This is a genomic window from Chryseobacterium sp. 2P (genome assembly GCF_059579425.1).
In genome coordinates, this window is the sequence record NZ_CM184194.1 from 2402678 (window position 1) to 2416841 (window position 14164).

Here is a 14164-nt window from a genome sequence, read left to right on the forward strand (position 1 = left end):
ACGGATAAAAACGATTATTTTAAAACAATTATCAAAACAAAACATTTACTTTTGAAAGATTCTAAATAAATAATATTTATTCTAATCAATGTGAAAAATATATAACTTTATAAACGGAAATTAGATAACCCAATTTATCCGATAAATAAAATTATCTAAGAATAAAAACTAAAACTTTAACCATAATTCAACGAGATGATTATCAACAAAATCCTCAACGTCGACGATTACTACTACGACGTATTCATGGCGATTTCAGAATCCCTCACCGGATTTTCCGTGAACGAGCTGCAATCTACAGGTTTAGCCGAGATTTATTACAAGTACATTCTCAACCAGATTGAAACTGCCACTTTTATTGAATTTCTGAATATTTCTAAAAATGTTCTGGAAAATTCTGTAAGTCAGGATCAACTGAAAAATGCGATCACCGCAGAAATTATTGCCAATCCTGCGACTCAGGAAATTGCTCAGAGCGTAATAACGCTTTGGTATATGGGAACTTGGGAAGGTGCTTACGTAAACGACAGATCTTATAAAGAAGGTCTTGTATGGACGGTAATGCATGCGCATCCGCCGGGTGCAAAACAGCCGGGCTTTAAATCTTGGGAAACAAAACCTGTAAACAGCAACTCATGAATCAGACAGAAAAACCTCAGCAAAAAAAAGATGTAATCATCGTAGGAACAGGAATCGCCGGTTCTTTGATTGCCAAACTTTTAACAGATCACGTTTTTGATGCCGATGCAAAAAAAATGATCCACCGTTCTGAAACGGACGACTCAAAAACGCATAAAGAACTATCAATTTTAATGTATGAAGCGGGGCTTGAAGCCGGGATAGAACTCGATTCTGCCACTTCAATGGTTACTTACAACGATTATATCCGTAAGTTTTACATAGAAGAAGCCAAAGTTCCGAATTCACCGTATCCGAATCTGAAACAGGCTCCCTCTCCGAATGTTCTGGACATAGAACCGATTGTTCCGCCGTTTCCCGATAAAAAAGGTTATCTGGTACAGTTCGGTCCGATGCCTTTTGCAAGTGATGCCATTCGTGTAGGAGGCGGAACCACACTTCACTGGCTCGGAACCACCCCAAGAATGCTTCCGAACGATTTCAGACTGAAGGAACAATACGGCAGAGCGATGGACTGGCCGATTGATTATGAGACGTTAAAGCCTTATTATGAAATGGCTGAATTTGAGATCGGGGTTTCCGGAAATGTTGCTGCGCAGGAATATCCTATTAAGGAAAGCATGGAAGAATATTACGGTAAAAATTATGTTTTTCCGATGGAAGAAATTCCGCAGAGTTATATGGATCATCAGATTATTAACGGATTGGCAGGAACGTCGGTTCAGCTGAACTTTGAAGAATATCCGATAATGCTTGTTCCGTCTCCGCAGGGAAGAAATTCCACCCCGAACATTGCTTACGGAACCTCCAAAATAGTGAAAGCTGAAGCTTCTGAATCCGGATATACTTTAACTTTAAAGAATATTGAAAACGAAGAATACAAAGCTTTAGGAGCGGTATGGAACCCTTATATGGGAGAACGTTGTGAAGGAAATGCATCCTGCGTTCCGATCTGTCCGGTTCAGGCAAAATACAACGCTCTGAAAACACTGAAAAAAGCTTTATATAAAGTAAATAAAAACCAGAATTTTCAGAGAAATCATAATATTCAGGTTCAGGCACAAAGCGTGGTGTACAAACTGAGTGTAGATGTGGCAGATCAGGAAAAAATCTCTAAAGTTCACATCAGAAGATATATTTCAAGAGAAAAAACAGAATTTGTAGAAGAGGTTATCGATACGAACGAAACAATCGTTATTCTTGCCGCCAATGCTTTTGAAAATCCGAAAATTCTTTTAAATTCTAAATACACTGTTTTCGAAAACGGGCAAAATGTTGAAAAAACTGTTGCCAACAGAAGCGATCAGGTGGGAAGAAACCTGATGGATCACATGGTAATGCTTACTTGGGGATTATTTCCGGATCCTGTTTATTCTTACAGAGGTCCCGGTTCCACCACCAATATTTCGTCTTTCCGTGATGGAAATTTCAGAAGCGAGTTTTCTGCATGGATCTCTCCTCTTGACAACTGGGGATGGAGCTGGCCGGCTTTTTCTCCGGGATCAGACCTTTCAGAATTTTTAAATGACGGACTTTTCGGAGAAGAACTGAAAGACGCATTAACCCACAGACTTTCCAGACAGGTACTTTTCCATTTTGAAATCGAGCAGCTTCCGAATCCGGATAACCGTGTAACTATTAACGACCAATATCTGGATGTATTGGGAATTCCGCGTCCTGTTATTAACTACGGGCTTACAGAATACGAAATGAGGGCAATGGAACAGGCAAAATTAGCTTCAGACCAAATGTTTGCAAGACTGGGCATTGAAGATTTCACCAAATACAATGCGACAGACAATAATACTTTTGTATATAATAATGTAAGATATTCTTATAACGGAGCCGGACATATTGTAGGAACCCACAGAATGGGCGACAATCCGGACGACTCTGTAACGAACAGCTATTGCAAATCGTGGGATCATCCGAATTTATACATTGTAGGAGCCGGAAATATGACGACTTTGGGAACTTCTAACCCTACCCTTACTTTATCCGCATTCACCATTCGTTCCGTAGAATCTATTCTGAAAGATCTGGAAAACATATTAAAATAGAAAACATGAGACAAAGACTAATCAATAAAACAGAACCTCAGGAAAACAGCGGCCTTCTAAGAAGTTCTTTAGATAAAAATACCATCGTAGACGAAGCTATTTCTTTGCAGTCGTTATTATTTGACAACACAAACAGCAAAGAAAACTGGATTGAAGGAATAAAATACCACAGTAAAAACATAACCAATCTTTTACTTAATAACCAGATTGATGCGTTCAACGAATATCTGAGATCGCAATTTGGCGGTGAAATTTCAGAAATTAATCCTACCGCAGATTTCTCCGGAGAAAAGGCTTTTCAGGTAAAAAAAGGATTAGAGAATCTGGATTACCGTCCGATTTTACAGGATTTGCTTCAGACTGCGATTTTAATCGAGCATTCTACAATCCCTCCGTATTTAACGGCTTTATATTCTATTAAAGACGGAACGAATATTCTTCCTTCACAGATCATCCGAAGTGTAGCGGTTGAAGAAATGCTTCATATGATTATGGTTTGCAACGTGATGAACGCAGTGAGCATTCAGCCTTCGGTCAACAGACCGCAGAATTATCCTAATTATCCGATGAAACTGCCAATGAATGTGGATTTTTACGTAGGTCTGGAAACGTTTTCATCCAACAGTATTGCCACCTTTATTGCCATCGAAAGCCCAAGTAATCCTTTGGTAAAAGCACCAAAATACGATTACGATGCACAACCGGAAGCAATGTTTTCAAAAAGTGCTGTTCAGGAGGATAATTTCTGGACTCTGGAAAACATGAAGGATTTCATCATGAAAAATGTTCATACCATTGGAGAGTATTATGATGTAGTGTTCTTTTATATTGTGGTGTTCCAAATCATTGCTTATTACAAAGCGAACGGAAGATTACCGCAGACTTTTGAAGAACTCAACAAAGGCGGAATTTTTACCGGAGATCCTGCAAAACAGATCCGTCCAGAACAATACTACGGAAGCGGCGGAAAACTCCATCCTGTTGATGCATTAGAAGGCGTTATTCTTGTTTTTCAGGAAATTAAGGGACAAGGAGAAGGCGCGGATGATTCTATTTTTGATGTAGATCCTTCACAGTTTGAGGAAGGTGCAGAATTAGCACATTATTTCAGATTTAAGGAAATTTTCCATGAACATTTTTATTTAGGGGGAGATTACAGACCGTTCACCGACAAAAACGGAATGATGCCAGTAACCACTCCACCGGTTGGAAAACCGCTTCCCGTAGACTGGAGTGCAGCTTATCCGATGAAACCGAATCCTAAAATGTCAGATTATCAGTCGAATCCTCAGTTATTTGAACAGGGAAAACAATTTAATATTACGTATAAAAAGTTATTGGATGCAATTCAGGCTGCCGTAGAAGGAAATTCTGAAGAACTGGCAAAATCCATCATGTATATGTATGCATTGAAAGAGCAGGCAATCGGATTGATGAGCCAGCCATTGACTTCCCAATACAATGCAGGACCAACTTTTGAGTATCCTTCTAACTAAAAAATAAAACTAAAGCCCGTTTTTATTAATGGGCTTTAGAATAAATTTAATAACCAATTTACCATGAGCAATCAATTACCTCCAATTCCAAAAGGATTCGGACTTCCCTTCTATTACGCAACACTTTATAATTTCGAAGTTGCTTTTCTTGTAGACCGGGAAAAAGTTTTAAAATATCTTGAAAATACAGGACTTACCGCTTCGGATTTTAACGGAAAAGCTATTGTAAGTTTTAATTTTCAGAACTACACAGGTCAGTTTCCAAACGGAGCAAGCACAACTCAGGAAATAGAATTGAATATTGTCTGCTATCCTGAATCTCAAAAAGATACCGTGGCTTTTGTAACAGCAGAAGAATATCTGAGAGGTGAAGAACAAACGAAATTAATGGGACACAAACGCGTTTATGTTCCCTGCGATGCCGACATGGCAATAAAGGCAGGAATAGAACTTTTCGGAGAGCCAAAATTCAAAACAACTTTCACTATTAATATTCCTTCCCTCAATGTTCCGGGACAAAATACATGGACAGTAACCTGCAATGACCCTGAAAACAGTGAAGAAACCATTTTCACCTGCAAGGCGGATGTCGCAGATCTCATTCCTGAAATGTCGGCTTTTTCGCCCATTACGGAATACGGGCAAAATGAAGGAAAACTGATCGGATGCCGATGGAATATTCTGCAGCCCACGAATTTATATTTCCTTAACGAAGATGAAAGCAGAAAAAGAGTAAGCATGGAGTATGGAAACTCCGAACATCCGATGAAAAAAGATATGGAAATTCTTATTGGAGATACTCCGGCTTTCGCGGTAAGAACCAGCATGTCGGCTCCGGCAGCCATTCAGACAAGAGCATATTATATTTAATTGAACTAAAACTTAACCATAAAACCCATCATTATGAATTTAGAAAGTAAAGTAAGAGGCTTAACTTTGGGAGCACAGGTTCTCCCGTTACATAAAGTTGAATCATCAGATTTGGGAGCTCTGGCTCCTCTTGTCGGCGTTTGGGAAAACATTCAGGTTCCTGGAAGCGAGGCTTCTTCGGGCTGGAACACGATTTCCGTACCGGGACAGGATACGGGCTTTGTCTTTGAGGTGATTCCTTACACAGAAACTTTAACCTTTAATCCGGTAGTCGTACAGGCAGGAAACAGAGGTCCTGTTGTAAAAGGACAGCAGGTTGAGCAGCTCATTTTCGGATTATTGTATGAACAGCAGATTGTAAGTGCATGCGAAACGAGTTTCTGTAACGACAGGGGTTTTTCTAAAGGTTCAACCATACACGTAGAAACAGGTTTGTTTTTAAACATTGGGCAACCGAACGGAGGTTATACGATTGCGAGAATGTCGACCATTCCTCACGGTAATTCTTTATTAGCTTTAGGAAGTTCTTTTGATGCAGAAAATCCGGGAACAAGCTTTTTTGATCCCGCTTCATCCATTCCTACAATGCTGAACGGAGGACCAATTACTCAACTGGGGTATTCAGATCCAATCATTGGAAATCCGCAATTTGCGGAATTTAATCAGGTAAATCCAAACGCTTTTCTTCAGTCTACTCTGGAAAGTTTAGTAGGTTCTAAAGGAGGAGTAACCAACATGACAGTGATTGAGATGTCTACAAGCACTCCGAACGCGAATGGCGGAATTTTAAATATTCCCTTCATCCAGACGAATGTAAATGCAACCAAAATGGATGCAACTTTCTGGATTGAAGATATTACGGACAGTGACGGAAACGCGGATCAGATTCTTCAGTATTCACAGACCATCAATCTTGTATTTCCGGCTACCGGTTCTGCACAGCCGATTAACTGGCCTCACGTAACAGTTAATACGATGAGAAAAAGACAGGAAACGCAGATGCAGTTCAAAAGTATGGACGAAAATGAAGCTTTTGATCCTACCGCAGGTCTTACCCCAAGTGAAATTTAGGTTTTGCGATTTCATAAAAAAACCTCCGGAGAAATCCGGAGGTTTTATTTTACTTTATGACATTTTAGAGATTAAATCGTTAATCCATGTGTATTCTTAACCTGAGCCATCACAAAAGTGCTGTGTGTGCTTCCGATGGACGGAACGGCACCGAGAATATTAAAAACAAAGTTCTGATATTGCTTCATATCTTTCACGTAGACTTTAAGCAGAAAGTCAAAATCACCGGAAATACTGTAACATTCTGCCACTTCTTCGATTTCCATAATTTCTCTTTCAAATTCTACCGCCAGATAACTGTCGTTGCTTTTTAATTTCAACTGGCAATATACCGTAAATCCTAAATTGAGTTTTTCAGCATCCAGAATAGCTGCATATTTTTTTACATATCCTTCCTGTTCCAGTCGTTTTACACGTTCGAAAACCGGCGAAGGAGAAAGATTAACCTCTTTTGCCAGTTCTTTCACTGTTAATTTCGCATCACTTTGGAGTAATCTGAGCAGCTGCAAATCTTTATTATCGAGATGATCCATAGAATATTATTCTTTTATAGGTTATTATTATCCCAAATATAAAGAATTATATTCTACATTATTATAATTTTTAAGTTTATTTTACTTAATTATTTAATATTGATTATTGTTTTATTCTAAATACCTACTTTTACTAAAACCAAACACCAGTCATGCAGGTAATACTGTTTCAAGAAAAATCATACGACATACAAGTAAAAGGGAATATTTTATAGTGAGATCACTCTAATTGCGGGGTGGTCTCCTTTTTATATGCTTTTTTTTCCGATACATCCAATAAATATACATTTTATCTGGATATTATTATAAAAATATTTCAATTAAAAATATACGTTTTTAGTTAAAATAATCTTAGGGACTACAGTTGTACAATTCGTGCAACTGTTTTTGTTTTTAAAAAATCTGCACTGTAAATCTATCTCATATCCTGTTTTCGGAATTATTAAAATAATTACGATACACAATATATACTATCTTTTCTCTACTTAAAAGAATATTATTCTATGAATAATTAATTTTAATTAACATTAAAGTAATTTTCACTTTTTACTATTAAAATTAAAGATTAATTTACTTATTTATTCCAATATTATCAAAAACACATCTATAAGAGGTAAATTTATACGAAAATTATAATCTAATCACTATTTAATTATTTACAATAAATATTTTCATAATTAAATATAAAAAATCAATACACAAAAATGAAATGAAGTTATCTCTGTAATGATTATTCACAGATTATATAAACTTTTAGCGTATGAAAAAAAGCTATTCTTTTTTGTTATTTATTTTATTTTCATTTCCTAATCTATTTTTTTCCCAAACATATCAGCTAACAGGAAATCCCGTTAATACAACAGGATGGACAATGGTAGCGCCAACCTCTGTAAATACAGACTTTATCCAGCTGACTCCGGATGCTAATTACCAGTCAGGCTCTATCCGGCTGAATCAGCCCATTAATCTTAAGTATTGTGACAAATGGAGAATAGAATTTGATTTCAGAATGGATTCTAACCAAACGGCGAACGGAGACGGTATTGCTTTCTGGTATCTTGCCAATCCTCCGGTCGCCAGTGTATTAGGTTCAGGTCTTGGTGTTTCATTGAACGCAGTAGGATTTGTGGTAGGATTCGATACTTATAACAATACCACCACTGCTGTAATGAGTAAGGTTCACGTCGGTTACGGACAGATCGTTAACACAACAGACACCAACAATGTTGAGTTTTTTAATGTTCCCGGAAGTTCTTTTCACTCTCCGGATATGAATACCACGCTTCCGTTTCAGGGAACCACTTATAAACATGTAGAAGTAACAGCACAAGTAGATCCGGCTGCTCCGGCAAACTGGATCGTGAAAATAACCATCAACGGAAATTTAATCTGCAACCAGTCTTTTGCACCTTCCGGAACTGCTGCGGCAATGACGGTTGGATATTTTGGCTTTTCTGCTTCTACAGGCGGAAACAGATCCAGGCATTCCATTAAAAACGTAAAGGTTTTTGTAGACAAAATCCCTTTGCTGCAGGGAGCCATTACGAAAAATATATGTCCGGATCTTACCGGAATGGCAACCGTAGATTTAACTTCTTTAAATTCTCAGCTTACCATCAATCCGAATAACTATACTTTTGCCTATTATACCGGAGGTTCTCCCATCACCAATCCTGCCCAATTTCAATACAGTACAGACACCAATGTATCGGTAGTAATTAAAGATCCTTCACAGGTTCTTTGCGACAACAACGATGCTACAATTGCTTTAAAAGTTGCTCCTACCGTTACCACTACTGACGCTTCGCTTCGAACCTGCTTTCTGGAAAATAATCCGGCAACAGGATTATTCAACTTAACAACGGCTTCTGTCATCAGTACACCTGGGGTTATTAAAAATTATTATCCTTCTTTAACCGACGCTGAAAATCAGACCAATGAAATTTCAGATCCTGTAAATTATATTGCCCCTAATGGAGTTGTATTTATAAGAGTAACTAATTCTTTCGGCTGTTATGACATCGCAAAGGTGACTCTTGAAGTAATTCCACCAGTATTTTCTAATGTTCTGGAAGATAAAATCATCTGTATGGGAGATAAAACCACCCTGGATGCAGGGTCTGGATTCACCAGTTATTTATGGAGTACAGGTGCAACAACTCAGTCGATCAGTAATGTGGGCGTGGGAACATACTGGGTAAAACTTAAAACAGGACAATGCGTTGCTTTGCAGCAAGTAAAAGTATATGCATCGGAACAGCCTGTGATTTCCAGTATTGATATTAACAATAATGAAGTTACGGTTCATGCAATCGGCGGTACGATTCCTTATCAGTATTCATTGGACGGAATTAAATGGCAGGATTCTAATCAGTTTAAAAATATACCAAGAGGTGACATTAAAATTTTTGTAAAAGACGCCTACAACTGTGATCCTATTACCGTAAGTGTATTGGTCCCTAATCTAATCAATGTAATAACGCCGAATGGAGATGGTGTGAATGATTTTATTGATTATTCTGCACTCGCCGGAAAACAAAATCTTGTCTTTAATATATTCGACAGATATGGTGCACAGATTCATAAAGCGGACAAGTCTAATAAATATAAGTGGGACGGGACTATAAACGGAAGAAAAATATCTACCGGAAACTACTGGTATTCCGTATCATGGAATGAAAATGATAAGAAAAATACTCCTGTAAAATATTCGGGATGGATTCTTGTAAAAAACCGTGACTAAACAATTTCAAACAAATAATACCTTATAATTTTTTAGCATGAATTTAAAATTACTTTCAAGAGCGATGTATACGGGAGCTGTCTTGGCAGCTTCTACAGCAGCAGCTCAAAATTTTCAGCCAATGCTTATTTCATCGGGGCTTAATTCCGATGTTATTGCAAACGGAGTCGGATCTTCCGCAGTAACTACCTCAACCGATGTAGACGGCGTTTCATTCGCTTTTGTATCGAGAGATTTTCAGCTTACTTCTTCCAGTACTCCCCTTACTTACGGTTTACCAAATGACGGCATCGTTAACAGTGTAGTTTCCACAACTCCGGGATTATCTTATAAATTAGCCAGTTACAGTGCAAACAATTCTCTGAAATTGGCTAACCAGAACGATTCAGGAACAATAACTTTTTCAACACCGACAGCAGCATTTAAATTATATATGCTCGCAACCAGCGGAAGCGGTGCTTCTACCGTTACGGTAACCGTTAATTTTACAGACAATACTTCACAAACCTTTACAGGAGTTACCGTTTCAGACTGGTATAACGGAACCGGATTCGCAATACAGGGATTCGGAAGAATCAACAGAACAAACGACACTCTGGAATCAGGAAGCGGAACCAATCCGAGATTGTACCAGACATTGCTGACGTTAGATGCAGCCAATCAGACAAAACCCATCCAAAGCATTACGATTACCAAAACATCAACCGCACAGGGCTATACCAATGTTTTTGCATTTTCGGCAGATGCCTACTCCACTTGTGCGCCTCCGACACTGAATGCGACAGGAACACTTACAGCAAATTCCGCAGCAGTTTCATGGACACCTGCAACGGGAACTACCGCTACAACGTACGATATTTACTACAGTACAACCAATACAACACCGGCTTCGGGAGCAGCCGCCAATCTTACGGGAATTTCGGGAACCTCAACTACAATTCCGGGACTGAATCCCAATACCACCTATTATTATTGGGTAAGAGCAAACTGTAGCGGTGCGGCAAGTCAGAGCGCGTGGTCTTTTTCAGGCACATTCAAAACATTATGCGGAGCCATGACTTCCATGTTTGAAGATTTTGAATCCTATACAACAGGAAATATCGTACCGGATTGCTGGGCAAGAATTATTGATACCAGCGGAAGCCAGACGATCACCACTACAACGCCGGCTTCGGGCGTAAGAAATATTTATCAGTATAGCTCAACGACTCAAAATCCAACAACTGTTGTTCTTCCTCAGTTCAGCAATATCAATGCAGGAACACACTGGTTAAGATTAAAAGCAAGAGTAAGCACTGCGACAGGAACGCTGAATGTAGGATATGTAACTGATCCTGCAAACAGCTCAACATTTGTATTGTTACAGGCTTTAAGCATCAGCAATACCACTTATGGCTCAACAAGCGAATATTCTGTGATCGTTCCTTCCTCTGTTCCTTCCAATGCAAGATTGGCGATCAGAAATACGGCAGACGGAAAATCTTACTATTACGATGATGTATACTGGGAACCTCTTCCGTCATGTTTTGCTCCTTCTGCATTAACTTCGTCTAATGTTTTGGCAAACAGCACAGGGATTTCATGGACGGCTCCGGCTTCAGCTCCGGCAGCAGGATATGAATACTATTATTCTACAGGCAGCACGGCACCAACGGCAGCAACTACTGCATCGGGAACCAGTACAGCCACTTCAACAACCATCAACGGACTTTCTCCGGCTACAACTTACAACATCTGGATAAGATCTGCATGCAGCAGTTCAAATAAAAGTACCTGGTGGGGACCTATTTCGGTTACAACTGCATGTGCCACATTATCTGCGCCGTTTTCTCAGACTTTTGATAATGCAACAGTACCGAACTGCTGGACGAATACCAATCCGGGAAGTACAACAGCGAATCTTTTATGGAAATTTTCAGGAAGCGCCGATTATGGAGCCAACCTTGCCAATAATGGAAGAGCGGCAGGAACTTATGCGTGGGTAGACGCGAGTTCTCCGTACAGCGGAGCGGGAGCCAATACAGTACAACTGGTAACCCCTTCAATAAATTTAACAGGATTAACGTCTCCTTATATTTCTTTTGAATGGTTTAAAAATCACTCTACCTCTACAAGTACTACAGTAAGCCCTTCAACGTATGACAACAACAAACTTATCGTAGAAGTAAACAGCGGAAGCGGATGGGTTTCTTTGTGGAGCGACACTTCTAATTCCAACCAGTGGAGATCTGTAGGAATTCCTTTGCCATCCTCTTATAACGGCACCACTATTCAGGTGAGATTTACGGTAGATAAAAATGTAAATGGCAACGGTTATTTTTATGATGATGTATTGCTGGACAATGTTGAGGTAAAACAGAATCCTATTCTGGCAACAAGTGAAGTTTCAGCGGCTAAAAATGCAGTTCAAATATATCCGAATCCTTTCAAAGACACTGTAAGCATTTCAGATATTGAAAAAGTAAAATCTGTGAGCATCAGCGATGTTTCAGGAAGAATAATTAAAACTGTTGAAAATCCTTCAAAAGAAATTAATGTAAGCACATTAAATTCAGGATTATACCTGTTGATTATCCAATTGAAAGACGGTTCTAAGTATACCGTAAAAGCAATAAAAAATTAGGCAACTATACGCTGCTTCACACAAATAAGTTTAAACTCATTTTAAATTTAACCGCAAAAGAGACAGAAGACTCTATTAAAGTATTTCAAAAGTCTGTAAAGAAAAAAAATCTTTGACTTTTAAACTTATGTGCTCTTTTTTCCATTTAAGTATTAAGCTTAAACAACTAAAGTGTTACCATCTTTTGCATCTTTTGCGGTAAAAAAAGTTTAGACAAGTTTAATATAAATACCAACGATGACAGTTGGTATTTATATTAATTTAAAATTTTACGAAATGAAAAATCAAAACAGAACTATTTTTAAAGAGAAGTTCGGTAAAGATGTTGAACAAATTATAAATATTTTAAAAGGAAGAGGATTTAAATTTAGGTTCAGAAGTCTCCTCGTCGGTTAACAATTTATGAAAGTCTTCAATTTTCATTTCAACGGATATTGTAGAACCATCTGTAAGTTTTACAGTAATATAGTTTGTTCTGCCACGAGATTCTTCGTGTACTGATGAAACACTGGCTGTATTAATGATGGCTTTTCCATTAAAGCCATCAAGCTCGATAAATTTAGTCATAATTTTATGTTTTTTTAATTATCAAATATACAAATAAACCATTTACATTTTGTATATCTAGAGAAATATTTATCGATCAAAAGGAAGCGTTAGTTTTAAATATGTTCGTATAAAGTAACTTATAATTAACAAAAATTAATTATTAATATTTACATTCGCAGAGGTATGTAAGAATGCATCTGCTTCCAGAACCTTCGGAATTTCCGGAGGTTTTATTTTGGTAATTCGGGTAAATCTATTTTTTCCGTTTTAGAGGATAACGTTTTTAAAAATGCTTCCAGCTGTGCAATTTCTTCATCCGATAGTTCAAGCATTCTCACCATACCCGATTTTTGAGAATGCAAAGTAATTCCTTCATACACGGTAGATCTTTTCTGTGAATATTCGGGATTTCCTTTGCTGTAAAATTCAATCACTTCTTTTAAACTTGTCATAGATCCGTTGTGCAAATAAGGCGAAGTTTTAGAAACCTCCCTTAAACCCGGAACCCGAAATTTTCCTGCATCATCTGCAATTTTTGTCACTGCATATCTGCCAAGATCCTCTCCTTTTTCGCCCAGTAAGGAGGTTCCCACGTTTTCAAAACGGTTATTTGAAAAATATCCGGAATTGTGGCAGTTGATACACTGCGCTTTTGTTCTGAAAAGATGAAGCCCCATCAATTCATCATTCGTATACACTTCCTGTTTTCCGTCGATAAATAAATCAAACTTACTCGAAGAACTTTTTACGGTTCTTTCAAACGTGGCAATAGCTTTGGAAATACGGTCTTTGGTAACGGTTTTATCGCCAAAAGCTTTTTCAAATAAAATCTCATAGCCTTTTATTTTTGCAATTTTTCCTGCTGCAATATCAATATGTTCACTCATTTCTCTCTGATCCTGAATCGGCATCTGCGACTGTTCTTCCAGAGATTTTGCTCTTCCGTCCCAAAATAGAGATTTTGCAAAAGCTGCATTCAGGATGGTCATTGCGTTTCGGGTTCCGAGCTGTCTGTCGTGTCCGAAAGAAAACGTTCTGCTGTCGCCCCATCCCAATTCCGGATCGTGGCATGAAGCACAGGCAATCTGGTTGGATTTTGAAAGTCTGGGATCGAAAAAAAGCGTTTTTCCTAAGAGTTCTTTTTCGGAAGAATAGGGATTATCTTTTGGAAATTCCACGTCCGGTAAATGTCCGATTTCCACAAAAGTGGGCACAGATTCAGGATCAAGAACAGGTTTTGGCCATTGCGAAGAATCCCCTGAAGAATACCGTTTTCTCAGGTTATCCAAATAAGCATTTTTCTGGTTGATTTCTTTTTGAACCTTACTGTTTAAGCAGTTGTTTAAAAGCGAAACCAAAAGAAATAAGATCAAAATCCAACTTAAACTATTCTTCACGATTATCCGGAGTTTTGGCAAAAATAGGATATTTAATTGTTTTTAGAGATGTTTAAATAAAATGCCAGAAAACTCTGTGTAGAAATCATATTCGAAGTATGTTCGGCGTTCCGTAGGAACGCTATCTTTATAAAATGTATATAAATCCTACGGATTGATTGATAGCCTTATTCTTATTTCTAC

At 38.1% G+C, this 14164-nt stretch carries 10 protein-coding genes; 7 read left to right on the top strand and 3 right to left on the bottom strand.

Features of this window, described 5'->3' with window-relative positions; all coding sequences use genetic code 11:
• Positions 1–195: 195 nt before the first annotated feature.
• The 5 genes from AC52CF_RS10980 to AC52CF_RS11000 all read left to right on the top strand — a co-directional run bounded on the left by AC52CF_RS10980 (position 196) and on the right by AC52CF_RS11000 (position 6136).
• Complete coding sequence (locus AC52CF_RS10980) at positions 196–639, top strand: hypothetical protein (protein ID WP_235130962.1); 444 nt, start codon at positions 196–198, stop codon at positions 637–639.
• Entirely contained in the window at positions 636–2699 is a 2064-nt protein-coding gene (locus AC52CF_RS10985) for a GMC oxidoreductase (protein WP_496518196.1), read from the top strand. The genes AC52CF_RS10980 and AC52CF_RS10985 overlap by 4 nt, the downstream gene beginning before the upstream one ends.
• 5 nt (positions 2700–2704) lie before the next feature.
• On the top strand, positions 2705–4195 hold the full coding sequence (locus AC52CF_RS10990; protein ID WP_496518197.1) for a ferritin-like domain-containing protein: 1491 nt from the start codon (positions 2705–2707) through the stop codon (positions 4193–4195).
• Positions 4196–4258: 63 nt separating this feature from the next.
• Positions 4259–5065, top strand: coding sequence for a hypothetical protein (locus tag AC52CF_RS10995; protein WP_496518198.1), 807 nt, complete (start codon positions 4259–4261; stop codon positions 5063–5065).
• Between the two features lie 33 nt (positions 5066–5098).
• Positions 5099–6136, top strand: a complete 1038-nt coding sequence (locus AC52CF_RS11000) for a heme-binding protein (protein ID WP_496518199.1) — start codon at positions 5099–5101, stop codon at positions 6134–6136.
• Positions 6137–6207: 71 nt separating this feature from the next.
• Here the strand turns inward: AC52CF_RS11000 and AC52CF_RS11005 are convergent, their stop codons facing one another.
• A complete protein-coding gene (locus AC52CF_RS11005; protein WP_214589565.1) occupies positions 6208–6669 on the bottom strand; it encodes an Lrp/AsnC family transcriptional regulator in 462 nt (153 codons plus the stop codon).
• Between the two features lie 760 nt (positions 6670–7429).
• Between AC52CF_RS11005 and AC52CF_RS11010 the strand changes: the two genes are divergently transcribed.
• Both AC52CF_RS11010 and AC52CF_RS11015 read left to right on the top strand, forming a co-directional pair.
• Entirely contained in the window at positions 7430–9412 is a 1983-nt protein-coding gene (locus tag AC52CF_RS11010) for a T9SS type B sorting domain-containing protein (protein WP_214589564.1), read from the top strand.
• A 37-nt stretch (positions 9413–9449) separates the two neighbouring features.
• Positions 9450–12035 (top strand): fibronectin type III domain-containing protein, encoded by a 2586-nt coding sequence (locus AC52CF_RS11015; RefSeq protein WP_214589563.1) that lies wholly within the window; start codon positions 9450–9452, stop codon positions 12033–12035.
• A 345-nt stretch (positions 12036–12380) separates the two neighbouring features.
• On the opposite strand, the gene AC52CF_RS11020 is transcribed toward AC52CF_RS11015, so the two are convergent.
• Entirely contained in the window at positions 12381–12602 is a 222-nt protein-coding gene (locus AC52CF_RS11020; protein WP_214589562.1) for a hypothetical protein, read from the bottom strand.
• Positions 12603–12814: 212 nt separating this feature from the next.
• Positions 12815–13981, bottom strand: a complete 1167-nt coding sequence (locus AC52CF_RS11025) for a cytochrome-c peroxidase (protein WP_317195186.1) — start codon at positions 13979–13981, stop codon at positions 12815–12817.
• Between the last annotated feature and the right edge of the window lie 183 nt (positions 13982–14164).